Source organism: Streptomyces sp. TLI_185 (assembly GCF_003814765.1).
Lineage (GTDB): Bacteria > Actinomycetota > Actinomycetes > Streptomycetales > Streptomycetaceae > Streptomyces.
On record NZ_RKRB01000002.1, the window covers coordinates 219,741 to 234,888 of the forward strand.

15 protein-coding genes are annotated in these 15,148 nt (G+C 66.9%); 14 read left to right on the forward strand and 1 reads right to left on the reverse strand.

Going from position 1 to position 15,148, the window contains the following annotated elements; translation table 11 throughout:
- The first annotated feature begins 282 nt into the window (after positions 1 to 282).
- The gene (locus EDD92_RS49400; protein ID WP_123971025.1) at positions 283 to 1,542 is read left to right on the forward strand and encodes a helix-turn-helix domain-containing protein; all 1,260 of its coding nucleotides are present in this window, start codon (positions 283 to 285) and stop codon (positions 1,540 to 1,542) included.
- Between the two features lie 267 nt (positions 1,543 to 1,809).
- Here EDD92_RS49400 and EDD92_RS50395 read toward each other — a convergent pair whose 3' ends face one another.
- Positions 1,810 to 1,983: a hypothetical protein gene (locus EDD92_RS50395; RefSeq protein ID WP_185124534.1), complete on the reverse strand. Its 174-nt coding sequence runs from the start codon at positions 1,981 to 1,983 to the stop codon at positions 1,810 to 1,812.
- 755 nt (positions 1,984 to 2,738) lie between these two features.
- Between EDD92_RS50395 and EDD92_RS49410 the strand changes: the two genes are divergently transcribed.
- The 13 genes from EDD92_RS49410 to EDD92_RS49470 all read left to right on the forward strand — a co-directional run bounded on the left by EDD92_RS49410 (position 2,739) and on the right by EDD92_RS49470 (position 15,137).
- The gene (locus EDD92_RS49410) at positions 2,739 to 3,665 is read left to right on the forward strand and encodes an SAM-dependent methyltransferase (RefSeq protein ID WP_123971027.1); all 927 of its coding nucleotides are present in this window, start codon (positions 2,739 to 2,741) and stop codon (positions 3,663 to 3,665) included.
- A 364-nt stretch (positions 3,666 to 4,029) separates the two neighbouring features.
- A complete protein-coding gene (locus EDD92_RS49415) occupies positions 4,030 to 5,559 on the forward strand; it encodes a DHA2 family efflux MFS transporter permease subunit (protein WP_123971028.1) in 1,530 nt (509 codons plus the stop codon).
- A gap of 105 nt (positions 5,560 to 5,664) precedes the next feature.
- Positions 5,665 to 6,816: a class I SAM-dependent methyltransferase gene (locus tag EDD92_RS49420; protein WP_123971029.1), complete on the forward strand. Its 1,152-nt coding sequence runs from the start codon at positions 5,665 to 5,667 to the stop codon at positions 6,814 to 6,816.
- A gap of 485 nt (positions 6,817 to 7,301) precedes the next feature.
- The gene (locus EDD92_RS49425) at positions 7,302 to 8,921 is read left to right on the forward strand and encodes an FAD-dependent monooxygenase (RefSeq protein ID WP_185124535.1); all 1,620 of its coding nucleotides are present in this window, start codon (positions 7,302 to 7,304) and stop codon (positions 8,919 to 8,921) included.
- Between the two features lie 29 nt (positions 8,922 to 8,950).
- Positions 8,951 to 9,277 carry an antibiotic biosynthesis monooxygenase gene (locus EDD92_RS49430; protein WP_123971031.1) on the forward strand — a complete coding sequence of 109 codons (327 nt, stop codon included), beginning with the start codon at positions 8,951 to 8,953 and terminating at the stop codon, positions 9,275 to 9,277.
- The gene (locus EDD92_RS49435; protein WP_123971032.1) at positions 9,277 to 9,597 is read left to right on the forward strand and encodes a TcmI family type II polyketide cyclase; all 321 of its coding nucleotides are present in this window, start codon (positions 9,277 to 9,279) and stop codon (positions 9,595 to 9,597) included. Before EDD92_RS49430 ends, EDD92_RS49435 begins: the two co-directional genes overlap by 1 nt.
- 54 nt (positions 9,598 to 9,651) lie before the next feature.
- Positions 9,652 to 10,041, forward strand: coding sequence for a cupin domain-containing protein (locus tag EDD92_RS49440; protein WP_260327432.1), 390 nt, complete (start codon positions 9,652 to 9,654; stop codon positions 10,039 to 10,041).
- A complete protein-coding gene (locus tag EDD92_RS49445) occupies positions 10,038 to 11,309 on the forward strand; it encodes a beta-ketoacyl synthase (protein ID WP_260327433.1) in 1,272 nt (423 codons plus the stop codon). The genes EDD92_RS49440 and EDD92_RS49445 overlap by 4 nt, the downstream gene beginning before the upstream one ends.
- Positions 11,306 to 12,526, forward strand: coding sequence for a ketosynthase chain-length factor (locus EDD92_RS49450; protein ID WP_148096491.1), 1,221 nt, complete (start codon positions 11,306 to 11,308; stop codon positions 12,524 to 12,526). Before EDD92_RS49445 ends, EDD92_RS49450 begins: the two co-directional genes overlap by 4 nt.
- A 25-nt stretch (positions 12,527 to 12,551) precedes the next feature.
- Positions 12,552 to 12,800, forward strand: a complete 249-nt coding sequence (locus tag EDD92_RS49455) for an acyl carrier protein (RefSeq protein WP_260327434.1) — start codon at positions 12,552 to 12,554, stop codon at positions 12,798 to 12,800.
- A complete protein-coding gene (locus EDD92_RS49460; RefSeq protein ID WP_260327435.1) occupies positions 12,800 to 13,258 on the forward strand; it encodes an SRPBCC family protein in 459 nt (152 codons plus the stop codon). The genes EDD92_RS49455 and EDD92_RS49460 overlap by 1 nt, the downstream gene beginning before the upstream one ends.
- Positions 13,255 to 14,304, forward strand: a complete 1,050-nt coding sequence (locus EDD92_RS49465; protein WP_123971035.1) for a methyltransferase — start codon at positions 13,255 to 13,257, stop codon at positions 14,302 to 14,304. The genes EDD92_RS49460 and EDD92_RS49465 overlap by 4 nt, the downstream gene beginning before the upstream one ends.
- On the forward strand, positions 14,301 to 15,137 hold the full coding sequence (locus tag EDD92_RS49470) for a class I SAM-dependent methyltransferase (protein ID WP_123971036.1): 837 nt from the start codon (positions 14,301 to 14,303) through the stop codon (positions 15,135 to 15,137). The genes EDD92_RS49465 and EDD92_RS49470 overlap by 4 nt, the downstream gene beginning before the upstream one ends.
- Positions 15,138 to 15,148: the final 11 nt, after the last annotated feature.

The following is a 15,148-nucleotide window of genomic DNA, read 5'->3' on the forward strand; positions in this document are numbered from 1 at the left end:
GGGCTTCGGCACGGTTGTACGGTGCGACCGTCAGGACAAGGGGTGCGCCCACGAAACTGCAGCCACGTCCCAGGAAATGGCGACCCCTCGAATACCGCGGCACGCGGATGGGCAACGCCGCCATGTGCCGCGGCCGTCGGTCTCATGCTGCTCGGCTTCCGCCTGAGCTGAGCAGTGCTTGGCCCTGCCGCTTACATACCCCGGCGTAACCTGCTCGGGAGCGCGGGCCGTGACGATGCGCCTGGTTGGGCTCCACACGCTGCGGGGAGAGGGGAGTCGGGCGTGGCGAACAACGGGCAGACGGACACGGCCGTACTGGTGGCGATGCTCAGCGAGCGCACCGCCGTGAACGTACGGCTGGCACTGGTCGCGGATGCACAACAGTGGCGACTGCACCATGGGCAGGTCACCTTGGACGACGACGCCCCACTGAAGGAACGCGCCTGGCGCTACAGCACGGCGAGCTTCCTGGAGCTGTGCCTGCCCGGCCCGACGGTCGCCGCGCTGCTGCGGGGCGACGAGCAGGACGTCGATGGCCTCCACGTCGTCGTCCCCGGCCCGCCGGCCTCCAGCGCCTCCGCCTATCAGCTGCGCGGCCAGGAAGAGTGGGGCCGGGTAACTACGCCGTGGCCGCGCACCGAGTGGGCCATCAGCCGGGACAACAGCACTCCCCAGCCGGGCTACGACCTGTTGGTCGGGGACGGCCCTTCCTTCCTGAACTTCGACCAGGCCCTCAGCGCCTTCCTCCACCAGCGCCCCCACGAGAGCGCCGCGGACCGCTCGGACCTGTGGCGTATCGTCCTGCCGCAGCGCGCGGGCTGGCTTTCGCAGATCACCATCAGGCCCGACCTGCTTACGGCCGTCGTCGACGGCGAGGCCCTGGACGACGCGGCACTGGAGCTGAGCTGGGCGGCGGGAAACGAGCGCCAGTCCGTCGACGGCGCCGGCACCTACTGCTTCCCTCTGCCCCACGGACTCGCGCACGACAGCCTGCTGATGCTCCGCCGCGAGAACCAGTGGCTGGACTGGCGCAGCTTCTCGGCTCCCGCATACGGGCGCGCCCGCGACGCCTCGGTCGTCTGGGAGCAGCTCGGCCCTGAGCTGGACATCCTCCTGGCGAACGGAGAGGGACGGTACCTGGAGTGCAAACGGGAGGTCCCGGAGGGCGAATCACGGAAGAAGATGCTCAAGACCATCGCCGCCTTCGCATCGCAGGACGGCGGCACCGTCCTGATCGGCGTCCGGGACGACCTGCAGATCGTGGGCCTGCCCGATGGTGCGAACGTCGACAAGCAGGTTCTCCAGGTCGTGGGCATGATCCGGGACACCCTGGAGCCGGTGCCGCCCTACGACACACGCGTGATCGACCACGACGGCAAGACGGTCCTCGCCATCGAGGTCTCCGGCGGGGGCCAGATGTACGCCTACCGCGACGGCCAGCGCGCGGAGTTCTACGTCCGCGTCGGCCCGAACACGGTGCCCGCACGCCCCCACGAGATCGCCGCCGGATTCCGGCAGGCTCCGACCGGCACAACGTTCTGAGAGCCGCCGCACCGGTGACGGCGACGAGACGCTCGCTGCCCGCCCGTCAGATCCTGCCAGGCCTCCGGGTTTGCGCTGTTTGGCCAGCTGTCTCCCGACGTCCATGCCCTCGACGTCGGTCTCGCACGCGAGGTCGGGACGTAGCCGTCGTGGGATGACCCGGGACGTGGCACAGTGGCGGTACGAAGGCGTGCGGCCGGCCCCGGGCGCGTTGCTGCCCGCTCCACCCCGGGGCGGCCTGTCATCAGCTCCTTCAGCCTGGCCCGGTCACCCGTGAGGGTTACCGGGCCAGTTGCTGGTCACGGTGACGATGAGCGAGCCGATCTGCACCGCCAGGGCGACCAGAGGCTCGATGCGGCCGACGGCCTTGAGGCCGTCGGCCAGACGCCGCCGGCAGGACTGCCTCGGCTCCCGCTTAACCGGGTCGTGCGTGTCGCGCACGGTTCACCAGCGCAGTGGCGGTGTCGCACAGTCCTGCACAACTCCCCTACGGAGGCAGCCATGCCGCTACTGTTCGTCGGCATCGACCCGCACACCGGAGACCACGAGTCACCCACGGTGTGGGTCGACGACGAGAAGCAAGAGCTCGTCTTTCAGGGGTGGAAGCCGGGGCCCGAACTCGAAGCCGATTGCGCCGCGAGGCAACGCGCTTGCTGTCGTCGCGGGCGCCTGTTGCCTCGGTGGGCAGGCTGACCGCCCACGTGTCGCCGGCAACCGCTCCTTTTGCCGGCCACCGGCGACGAAGCGAAGGCGAGTCGTATTGCTTCCAGCGTCGGCTTGCTGGCATGGACATACGCCGAGCCTGGATCAAGCCAATCTGTTCCCCTCGCATCATGATGTCTGCACCGTACGTATCTCGCTGACGTCAGCGAAGTCGAGTACATGGCCGGTGGCTGAGATGTAGCCCTTGACGTCTTCGTGGGCTTGCAGGTGTGATCACCCACGTGTGGCCGCTGGAGGTACGGCCCTGCTGCATGAAGCCAATGACCGGGCCCTGGGCGTCGCCAAGGTATCGGACTTGGCTTTCGTGCCCTCCCCGATGGCGACGGTGCGCTCCTCCTGCCAGACGGGGTACGACCCTATCCAGGAGCAAGCAATCGCTCGATTGTGGGTCTCCAGAGTCCGGTCCGCGTGCCATTCCTGTCGTCCTGCCCATTGGGCGACCTAGCCCGCCCGACCAACCGAGATGAGGTTCCATGAACGCTAAATATGATGAGTGGGATATAACTGTCAGTGTGGGGCTGACGGCTCTAGCCGCCTGTTCGGCGCGTGCCGTCGAGAGTGACCGGCCGGATCGGCTCGTCGATGACCCCTACGCGAGGGACTTAGTACTTGCGGCACGGGCGCCGAAGCCGCTGCCGACGAGTGTCGCCGAAGCCAACGCCGCACCCGATTCCATGATGTCCTCCCGCTTTACGGGCGTCCGCTCCCGCGTGTTCGACGACTTCTTCGCAACGTCCGCCTTGGACGGTGTCCGCCAGGCCGTCGTGCTCGCGGCCGGACTCGACGTCCGCGCATACCGGCTGCCCTGGCCGCCCGGCACGGTCCTGTACGAGATCGACCAGCCGGGAGTCCTGCAGTACAAGGCAGAGGTCATGCAGCACCTGGGTGTGGCGGCCGGCTGCGACCGCTACGCGGTGGGCGTGGACCTGCGCAAGGACTGGGTGAGCGCTTTGCGGGCGGCAGGTTTTGATCCCGCCCGGCCGACGGCGTGGATTGGTGAAGGGTTTTTACCGTATCTGCCGGCAAAGGCGGAGGCCGACATGTTCAGTGCCATCACCGCGCTGTCCGCGCCCGGCAGCCAGGTCTGCGTGGAGTTCATGCCGACGGACGTCGTGGAGCGCTTCGCCGCCCATCCGACGATGCAGGGAACCAGCGATTCGCTCGGCGTCGACATCGGTGACATGTGGAATGCCGAGCCCCGCCAGGCTGCCGCTGACCGTCTGCGTGAGATCGGCTGGAACGTGACCGTCGACAGTGTGCTCGACCGTGGCCGTCGACTGGGTGTGCCCCTCGACGAAGAGTTCGCCGGCATCGTCGACATGCTGGGCGTTCCCCGAGACAGCGCGCTTGCGGCGGTGTTCGGTGAGTGTGCGTTCGTGACGGCTCAACTGCCGCGCTGAAACCGGCTGGTTCCGGCCACGATGTCCCGCGTGGTGCAGGGCAGGCCGCCGCCTGCAGAGGTGGGCGGCCTGCCCCGCACACCGGGGCTGTGATACGTTGCAGACATGGTTGCTCCTGCACACGCGCTCTACGTTCGCTAGGCCATCCCGGCTCACCGCCTTCCTTGACGAAGGCGGGGCGTGACATTTCCCCGTAGCTGCTGTTCAGCTCTGACACGCGGTTTCTCACGTGTGGACATCGAGTTGGCAGTGCATTCGGAGGATCTTCTTTCCCGTGGCACGAGGCCCGACTTATGTCGGCTGTCTCATCCCGGGTACACGCGCACTCCCAACAAGGGATGTCTACGCAGGAGTTCTCTCGCACATGGCGTCAGCCGAATCACACGTGGGTGCTGCCCACGTTACCGACCACACCCCTCAGTCCTCACGGATCGACGGTGCGCTGCTCAAAGTAGCCGCCGCGGTGATCGCCGGATCGATCATGGCGATCCTTGACACCACCGTGGTGACGATCGCGCTGCAGAGCCTGATCGTCCAGTTCCACACATCCTTTGACACCATCCAATGGGTCACCACCGCTTACATGCTCGCGCTGGCCACGGTGATCCCCGCGACCGGCTGGGCGGCCGAACGCTTCGGCACGAAACGGCTGTACGCCTTCGCGCTCACCCTGTTCCTGATCGGCTCGGTCCTGGCGGGGCTCGCCTGGGACATCGGTTCCATGATCGCCTTCCGCGTACTGCAGGGACTCGGAGGCGGCATCCTGACACCCGCCGGCATGACCATCCTGACCAAGGAGGCGGGACCCGCCAGGGTGGGCCGGGTTATGTCCCTGCTGGGTGTGCCCATGCTGCTCGGGCCCTTGGCTGGGCCGATCCTTGGTGGCTGGCTGGTCGAATCGGTCAGTTGGCGCTGGATCTTCTACCTCAATGTGCCCATCGGTCTGCTCGCTCTGGGGCTGACCCTGCGCTACCTGCCCCGTGACGGCAAACCGGCGAACGGCACGTTCGATCTGCCTGGAATGCTCATGCTCTCGCCTGGCGTGGCCCTCTTGCTCTACGGCATCTCCAACATCCCACGGTCCGACGGCGTCACACTGGGCGTGTGGGTGCCGGCTGTCCTCGGGCTGCTTCTCGTCGTGAGCTTTGTGATGCGCGCCAATCGGATCGAACATCCCTTGCTGGATCTGGGGCTGTTCCGCAACAGGCGCTTCTGCGTGGCCATCGCCACGATGGCGGTCTTTGCTGTCGCCTTTTTCGGCGTGATGATCGTGCTCCCGACGTACTTCCTGATGGTGCGTCAGCTTGGTGCCCTGGAGGCGGGCGTGCAGTTGCTGCCGCTCGGTCTTGGAGCCGTGGTGACGATGCCGATGGCTGGGCGACTGGCCGATCGGATCGGGCCGGGCAAGGTGGTCGTCCCCGGGTTGCTGCTGATCTCGGCCGGTCTTGGGGTCTTCACCCAGGTGGATCCGTCTAGCCGGTACTGGAGCATGCTTGCGCCCGGGCTTTTCGTTACCGGTCTCGGTGTCGGTGCCACGATGATGCCGATCATCTCTTCCGCGCTGCAGCTGCTGAACGGACCTGCGGTGGCGCGTGGTTCCACCACGGCCAATATCATCCAGCAGGCCTTCGGCGCGATCGGTTCCGCGGTCATGGCGATCGTGCTGGCAGCCGGCCTTGCCAGCAGGTTCGATGTTCCTGTCAGCCAAGGTCAGCTGGTGGCCACCACGGCCTTGGCTGATCGGGAGCAACGGGCCAGTGCGATTGGTCTGATCTCGGACACCTTCACGATGACCTTCAGCTGCTGCCTGGGACTCATGGTGGTTTGCCTCATCCCTGCCTGCTTCCTGTGGAGGCAGCCGCCAGGAGCGGGCCACGAGCCGGTGAGCCACTAACAGTCGGCTCTCGTCCGCCGTACCCCAGCATCCGTCCGCTCTCGTATTTGTGCTGGTCACATGCGATTGACGGTTTGTCAAAAAGGAGGACAGGAACACATCTTGATGACCGACATTGAACACCAGGTCACCTGGACCGACACCGAAGGCCGCGGCCGCACCGCCTTATGGCACTCCGAGAACGCCGCCGTTCCACCGCGGCGCATCGTCCTCGCCGATGACCGGATCAAGGCAGATGCCGCTTACCATATAGCGGCCGAAGGCACGGCGATGCTGTGGTGCGGAGACTTTCACAATGCGCGTCAGTTGCTTTCCGCCATGAAGAGGAGGATCGACCGCCGACGCCGTCGTCCCGCGGAGGATTCTGCGATTGCCTTCAATCAGTACCGTCAGGCACAGGCCTTTCGAGCCAAGGTGCTCGGTAGCCTCCTTGTCGCGGTGGACGAGGGCGCCGTACTGTCACTGCGTCGTTCCCCCGACATACGCACAGCATGTGCGGAGGCGGGATGCCCGCTCGATCGGCCCTTCGTATGTTCTCTCACTGCTCTACTGGGCATGACCGGAGCTCATGAATGGCGCCGCAAAGGGGTGAAGGTGCCAGCCTTGGGTGGAGCGCGTATCCATCCCCACTACGGTGTTTTCTCCCCTGTCCGCGGCGAATATGTTGATCTGGTGGCGCAAGCGCCACTTCCTGATGCCTGCTCAGTGCAGCCAGTTGCCTTCGATATCGGCACCGGGACCGGGGTGCTGGCCACGGTGCTGGCTCGGCGTGGCATGACCGAGGTCGTCGCCACCGATCTCAATCCACGGGCGCTGGCCTGTGCGCAGGAAAATGTCGAGCGGTTGGGGCTGACGGCGCACGTGCGGGTGGCGGAGGCAGACCTCTTTCCAGCACGGCGTCGCGCCGCGCTCGTTGTGTGCAATCCTCCATGGCTGCCTGCGAAACCGACCTCCACACTGGAGTCGGCAGTGTACGACCCGGGCAGCCGAATGCTGCGTGAGTTTCTACGGCGATTGCCCGGCCATCTCGAACCAGGTGGGGAAGGATGGCTGATCCTGTCGGATCTCGCCGAGCATCTCGGGCTGCGTACCCGTGATGACCTGCTTGATCTCTTCGCGGCAGCGGGACTTGAGGTGGTGGGGCGATTGGACGCCAGACCTCACCATCCCAAGGCGGATGATCCAGCCGACCCGCTCCACGCTGCCCGATCACGTGAGGTCACCTCTCTTTGGCGACTCGCTGTCAAAGCACGCTGAGGGTTTCAGTATTCGGAACTCTTCACGGGAAAGTCACATTCGCCACCTCCGGCAGGTGAAGCAGGCTGCGTAACCTGTTTGAATAAAGCGGGGTGAGTGACCCGTTGGCGTAATCAGGTTGAGATTGCCTTGGACACTCCAACCAGTTGGAGGCTATCCGGAGTTGGTCGTGGGTTAAACCATCGGAATGTCTTCTGGCTTGAATCATCGGGCGTCAGCTCCCGCTGTAAACCTGGCACTGCCAGGCATTCGGCGAGCTAGACGCTGTTTCCGCAGCCCACCGGAAACGAGCCATCTCCCCCGTCCGTCATTGACTGGGGCGGCAGCACCAGTGATACCAAGGTGCTGTCGCCAGTGATCTATACGATGGCGGCAACGGGGGCGATGTGCAGCCACCTTGTGCTGCCTGTTGTCTCCGTCTTCCCCTTCTGTCGTTGTAGCAGACATTGTCACATGCATCGATGTGTCGAGTGGGACGGAGAGCGATGGAACAGACAGACATTCCCGTGCTCATAGTCGGCGGTGGGCTGACTGGCCTTTCGGCAGCGGTCTTCTTGCGCCAACAAGGCGTCCACTGCCTGCTAGTGGAGCGCCACCGCAGCACCACCTTCCTGACCCGCGCGTCGGGTATCAACGCACGCACGATGGAGCTGTTGCGCAATGCCGGCCTGGAGGACACGGTCGTCGACCGCAGTCTTGAGCTCATAGAGGGCAAACGGTGGCGCGAACTCGGCCAGCCGGCCGACCAAATTCCGTGGGTGGTCCTGCGGAGCCGCGACCTCGCCGACATCAAGAACGCCGTGATCGTCGAGGAACCGTCGCTCGACGTGGCGGACGTCAGTCCGGCACGTGCTCAGTGGTGCGGGCAGGACAAGCTGGAGCCGATCCTGCGCGATGAGGCTCTCCGTCGCGGCGCGGACATCCGCTTCCACACACAGCTGGAGTCCCTCGAGCAGGACGCGGACGGCGTGGACGCGGTGATCAGCCATCGCGGCACGGGGGAGCAAACCGCCGTTCGGGCGCAGTACGTCATCGCCGCGGATGGCGTTCGCAGCGGCATCCGGCAAACGCTGGGTACTTCCAGCACCGGTCACGGATCGCTGGGCAAGGCGATGAGCGTGCTGTTCAAGGCCGACTTCGATCCGGTTCTGCACGGCCGCCGGTTCGTCATCAGTTACATCGCCAACCCGCAGGCCCCGGGCGTACTGCAGACGTTCGACGAGAACAGGTGGATCTTCGGGTTTTTCTGCGACGCCTACCGGTCAGGCGGTGACGAGTTCGGCACCGAGCGCTGCGAGGAGATCATCCGGAACGCCCTGGGGGTCACAGACATCCCCATCGACGTGCAGCTCACCCAGCCCTGGGAGATGTCGCACAACGTCGCCGACGCCTACCGCAGCGCACGGGTGTTCCTGGCCGGCGACGCAGCTCATGTGCATCCGCCCGCAGGCGCCTTCGGCGCCAACGGAGGGATCCAGGATGCCCACAATCTGGCCTGGAAGCTCGCGGCGGTCCTGCAGGACCGCGCGGGCGACGCTCTGCTGGACACCTACCACCGAGAGCGGCATCCGGTCGGGGCGGAGATCGCCGATCAGGCATGGATGCGTCACACCTACCGGCTCGACGGCGACGATGACCTGGGGGCCAGGCTCATCGACACCAAGGTGGTGGCGGCCGGTTACCGCTACACCTCCTCGGCGGTGGCAGGTCCGGCCTTCGACACGGCGATCCCACAGCAGCTCGACCTGACCGGCAGGCCGGGACAGCGCGTTCCCCACGTGTGGCTGAACCACAACGGCCGCCGGATCTCGACGGTCGACCTCGCGATCGACGACTTCGTCCTCCTGGCACTCTCCGCCCAGGCACCCTGGGCCGACGCGGCCCGGCGCGTCGCTGCTGCCGCCGGCATTCCGCTGACCACTCACGTCCTCGGCACGACGCTGACGGACCCCGACGGCGCACTCGCCGACGCCACGGGGATCGATGACACCGGCGCCCTGCTCCTTCGCCCGGACGGCTTCGTCGCCTGGCGGTCCGAGAAAGCCGCGGACGACCCGGAAGCCGTGCTGAAGCAGGTCTTCGACCAGATCCTGGCCCGCGCCTGATCCTGACTGTCGCCTAGGAGTTCCCCCACATGTCGCGACTTTCTCTCGACGACCAGCACTACACGCTCGTCAACATCTTCACCGTGTCGCCGGATGACCAGGAGAAGCTCTACCGGCACCTGGTCGACATCACCGAGCGGACCATCCGCCACCTTCCCGGCTTCGTTTCCGCCAACTTCCACCTCAGCCACGACGGCAGCCAGGTCCTCAACTACGCACAGTGGGAGAGCGAGGAGCGCTTCCGCGCCATGCACGCTCTGCCCGAGCTGCAGGAGCACTTCGCGTTCTGCCGCGGGATTTCCACCCCCAGGTCGATTTCCTGCACCTTGGCCCACATCGCCGAGGGGGGCCGCTGATGGCGTACCGGGCACTCATGGTTCTGCGCATGGACCCGGCCGACGCCGAGCGTGTGGCCGCCGCCTTCGCGGACCACGACACGACCGGGCTGCCCGAGGAGATCGGGCTGACCCGCCGCACCCTGTTCCGCTTTCACGACCTGTACATGCATCTCATCGAGGCCGATGCGGACGTCCTGTCCGATCTGCTCCAGGCACGCGACGATCCCCGCTTCCAGGCGGTCAACGCCGAGGTCGGCAAGTACCTCACGCCGTACTCGTCTGAGTGGAGCCAGCTCACCGATTCCAAGGCCGAAGTCATCTACACCTGGGAAGCCTGAGGGGGAACGCACGTGATCGCGCAGATACCACCGCCCATCATAGGCGTTGACGACGTGACTCCGTCGACGCGGCAGGGAGGCCGGACCAGGGCCCTGCTCACCCCGAAGTCGGCGGGAGCGACCGACGGCTTCCTCGGGACCCTGGATCTCGAACCCGGTGAGCGGGTCACCGAGCACTATCACCCCTACTCCGACAAGTACCTGTACGTCGTGACGGGTAGCGTGGTCGTCCAGGTCGACGGACAGGAAATCGGCCTCGACACTCATCAGGCGCTGCTGGTCACCCGCGGCCGACGGCACCGCTTCGAGAACCGAGCCGCCACACCTGTCCGTCTCGTCTTCCAGATCAGCCCACTCGCGCCCCGTCCCGAACTCGGCCACGTGGACACCGAACCGGTACCCCATCCCGACGACACCCCGCCCGCGGTTGGGGGAGTGCTGTGACCAGCCGTCAGGTCGTGATCACCGGCATCGGCGTCCGCGCACCCGGCGGAGTCGGTGTCAAGGAGTTCTGGGATCTGCTGAGTTCAGGCCGTACCGCAACGCGACGGATCACTTCCTTCGACCCCTCGCCGTACCGCTCTCAGATTGCGGCGGAGATTGATTTCGATCCACAGCAGGAAGGTTTCACCTCCGAGCAGATCGCCCACCGGGACCGGGCCGTGCTGTTGGCCGTCGCCTGCGTCCGCGAGGCCGTGGTGAACAGTGGGCTCGAACTGGCCGGCCTGCGCCCCGAGACGGTCGGCGTCAGCATCGGGAGCGCTGTCGGCTGCACGACCAGTCTCGACACCGAGTACGCCAGGGTCAGCCGGGGCGGCGAGAGCTGGCTGGTCGACCACACACTCGCCGTTGAGCAGCTCTTCGACTATTTCGTCCCCACTTCCATCCCCCGTGAAGTGGCGTGGGAGGTGGGAGCCGAGGGGCCGGTGACACTCGTCTCCACCGGATGCACCTCGGGACTCGACGCCGTCGGACGCGGCGCGGAGCTGATCCAGGACGGGCAGGCCGACCTCGTACTGGCTGGCGCCACGGACGCCCCCATCTCGCCCATCACGGTTGCCTGCTTCGACGCGATCAAGGCGACTTCGCCGAACAACGACGACCCCGAACACGCCTCCCGTCCCTTCGACCGGCGCCGAGACGGCTTCGTGCTCGGCGAGGGGGCAGCGGTGTTCATCCTCGAAGAGAAGGAAGCCGCCATGCGGCGCGGGGCGCGCATCCTCGCCGAAGTGGCGGGCTTCGCGACCCGCAGCAACGCCTTCCACATGACCGGTTTGCGGCCCGATGGCCGGGAGATGGCTGCGGCGATCGACGCCGCACTTGGGCAAGCCCACCGCTGTCCGACCGACGTGGACTACATCAACGCCCACGGTTCGGGGACCCGGCAGAACGACCGGCACGAAACCGCGGCGTTCAAGCGCAGCTTCGCGGGCCATGCCCACGAGATACCGGTGAGCTCCATCAAGTCGATGATCGGGCATTCTCTGGGAGCCATCGGATCCCTCGAACTCGCCGCCTGCGTCCTGGCCATGGAACACGGCGTGATCCCACCTACGGCCAACTACGCCGAACCGGATCCGGAGTGCGACCTCGACTACGTGCCGAACGTGGCCCGCCAAGCGCCCTTGGAAACTGTGCTCAGCGTGGGCAGCGGCTTCGGTGGCTTCCAGAGCGCCGCCGTGCTCACCCGGCCCGAAAGGGGCCGGTGGTGAACGCATCCACGTCCGGCTGGATCACAGGACTCGGAGTCGTGGCACCCAACGGCGTGGGAACGGACGCCTATTGGGCGGCGACCTTGGAAGGCCGCAGCGGTCTGCGTCCCATCGAGGCGTTCGACGCCGAGCAATACCCCGTACATGTCGCGGGGGAGGTCGGGGCCTTCGACGACGCACAGTACCTGTCGTCCCGGCTGCTCCCGCAGACCGATCGGATGACCCGCTACGCGCTGGTCGCCAGCGACTGGGCGCTGCAGGATTCCGGAGCCCGTCCGGCCGAGCAGGACGAGTTCGCCACCGGGGTGATCACGGCGAGCGCGGCCGGCGGGTTCGAGTTCGGCCAGCGAGAACTGCAGAAGTTGTGGGGCAGCGGGCCGGGCAAGGTGAGCGCCTATCAGTCCTTCGCCTGGTTCTACGCCGTCAACACCGGCCAGATCTCCATCCGGCACGGCCTGCGCGGACACAGTTCGGTTGCCGTGGCCGAGCAGGCGGGGGGCCTGGACGCCGCAGCCCAGGCGACTCGCCTCGTGGACAAAGGCACCCTACGTACCGCGATCACCGGCGGATTCGAGGCGTCCGTATGCCCCTGGGGCCTCGTCGCGCAGATCCCCAGCGGGCTGCTGAGCACCGAGCGTGATTCCGGACGGGCCTATGTGCCCTTCGATCCGGACGCTACCGGGTGGGTGCCGGGCGAGGGCGGTGCCGCGCTGATAGTCGAACGGGCGGCGGACGCCCGCGCCCGCGCCGCGGACCACGTCTACGGCCGTATCGCCGGACACGCCTCGACGTTCGACCCACGGCCGGGTCTGAGACGTCCGCCGGCCTTGGCACGGGCCATCCGACTCGCCCTCGACAGGGCCCGGCTCGAAGCGGACGACATTGATGTCGTCTTCGCGGATGCTGCTGGAGTTCCGCAACAGGATCGCGCCGAAGTCGCAGCCCTCGCCGAGGTGTTCGGGCCCGCGAACGTCCCGGTCACGGCCCCGAAGACTATGACTGGACGGCTTTACTCGGGCGGCGGAGCTCTCGACGTGGCCACCGCCCTGCTGGCGTTGCGCGACGGCGTCATCCCACCGACCGTCGGCACGCGCGACGCCCCTGCGGAGCTCGACCTCGTGCTCCGCCACCCGCGCCAACTCCCCTTGAAGAACGCCGTGGTCATCGCGCGCGGGACAGGCGGCTTCAACTCCGCCGTCGTCCTCACCCGCGTCTGACTGTTCCCTCTGGAGGTGCACCATCTTGCTGTCACTCGACGGACTCGTTGCCACCATCCGCCGATGCGCCGGAGACTCCGATGTCGCCGCCCTGGACGGCGACATCCTTGATGTCTCCTACCAGGACCTCGGATACGACTCAGTGGCGGTCCTGGAGATCTTCGCCGAGCTGGGAAGCGAGCACGGAATCGCGATCAGCGATGAGGAGGTCTTCGAGACCATGACCCCGCGCCAGACCCTCGACCTCGTCAACAGCCGGACGGTGTCCGCCTAGTGGCCGCCACCGACAACACAATCGTCGTCCAGGCCCCCTTCGAGGTCGTCTGGAGCATGACCAACGACGTCGAGTCCTGGCCGACGCTGTTCGCCGAATACGCCGAGGTGGAGGTCCTCCGGCGCGAGGGCGACGCCATCGAGTTCCGCCTCACCACCCGCCCCGACGCCGACGGCCGTGTCTGGTCATGGGTCTCCCGCCGCACCCCCGACAAGGCCTCCCGCACCGTCCTTGCGCACCGCATCGAGACCGGTCCCTTCCGCTTCATGCACCTCAAGTGGACCTACTGCGAGACACCGGACGGCGTGGAGATGCGCTGGATGCAGGAGTTCGAGGTCAAGGACGAGGCGCCGTTCGACGACGCCGCGATGGTCGAGCGGCTCGACCGCAACACCCGCCTCAACATGACCCGGATCAAGCAGCTGATCGAAGAGCGTGTCGCCAAGGAGACGGTATGAGTACGACACACGAGGAACGGGCCGTAGCCGGCGGACTGCCGACCGACCTGCACGCCCAACGCCTGCTGCTCCTCGCCGGGGCCGGCCGCCTCGCCCGGATCGTCCACGTCCTCGTCGAACTGGACATCGCCGAACGCATCGGAGACGGCTCACTCACGGTCGACGAGCTCGCCGCCAAGACCGGGACGCACGCGCTGTCCCTGTACCGGATCCTGCGCGTCGCGGCGTCCGTGGGCATCTTCAAGGAGGGGCCGGAGAAGGTCTTCTCGGCAACGCCCCTGTCCGACGGGCTGCGCCCCGGGCACCCGGGGAGCGTACTGCCCCTGGTCAGGTACAACACCATGGACCTGACGCTGCGTCCCTTCGAGAGGATCCTGCACAGCGTCCGCACGGGCGCACCTGCCTTCGACGAGGCGTTCGGCCAGTCCTTCTACGCCTACCTGGAGAGCCACCCGGAGGCGGGCGAGTTCTTCGAGCGATTCATGCTGCACTGGAGCCGCCGGCTGATCTCCGAGGAGTTGCCGAAACTCGGGCTGGAGCGCTTCCGGCGCATCGCCGACCTCGGCGGCGGCGACGGCGGGTTCCTTGCCGAGGTCCTGCGCAGGCAGCCGGAGACCACAGCCGTCCTGATGGACCTGCCCAGGGTCGCGGCTTCCGCTACGGCGCGCCTGACCGACGCCGGGGTCGCCGACCGCGTCACCGTCGTCCCGGGCGACTTCTTCCGCGAGCAGATCCCCGGCGACTGCGACGCCTACCTGCTCAAGGGCGTGCTGCACAACTGGTCCGACGACAAGGTGCTGGAGCTGCTGCACCGTCTGCGCACGGCCATCGGGAACAGCCAGGCGACACTCCTCGTCTTCGACGTCGTCATGTCCCCGGACAACCGCTGGGATCACGGCAAGTTCCTCGACGCCGACATGCTCGTCCTGTTCGGAGGCAGAGAGCGCACCCTCCCCGAATGGCATCAGCTGTTCGCCGCGACCGGGTTCGAGCTGGCCAACCAGCCCGAGTACCGGTGGTCGATGCTCGAGTGCAGGCCGATATGAGCCTGGACCGGATACGGCACACACCCGCGCAGGTCCGGCTGACCGGCGTACAGGAAACCCTGCTCGCGCCGCTCTACGTCCGCGCGCTGGACAACCGGGCCCCGCAGCCGGTACTCGGCGACACCCACGCCGAGGAGCTGATGCGCCATCTCGACTACGACTTCCGCAAGATGAATTTCGCCGGCCGCGACCGCCGCACGGTCCCCTTCAGAGCCAAACAGCTCGACGAGTGGACAGCAGCCTTTCTCCGCGCCCACCCCGACGCCGTCGTTCTGCACCTGGCATGCGGCCTGGACAGCCGGGCACAGCGCATCGACGTACCGGACACCGCACTCTGGTTCGATGTCGACCTCCCAGCCGTGATGGATCTGCGGCGCCAGCTGTTCCAGGAGTCCACCGGCTACCGCATGCTCGCCGCGTCAGTGGTCGAAGCGGACTGGCTGGCCCAGGTGCCCGGTGACCGGCCGGCGCTGGTCGTCGCCGAGGGCCTCGCCCCCTATCTCGCCGAAGCCGACGGCCTGGCGATGCTGCGGAACATCACCGATCGTCTGCAGGGCGGAGAGATCCTGTTCGACGCGGTGCTCCCGTGGACCCGGCACATCGCCCGCTACGCCCGCCTCGTCAGGCAGACCGGCGCGTCGTTCGGCTGGGCCGTCGATAACCCACGTGACCTGGAACAGGCCGTGCCCGGCCTGCAGGCACTCGACGAGTGGTCCATGTGCGACTCGCCGTACGCCGACCGGCTCCCGCCACGCGACCGCCTCGTCCTGGGCGCCATGCGCTCGGTGCGGCCCCTGCGCTACGCCTACCGGCTGCTGCGCTACCGATTCTGACCGTCCAGGAG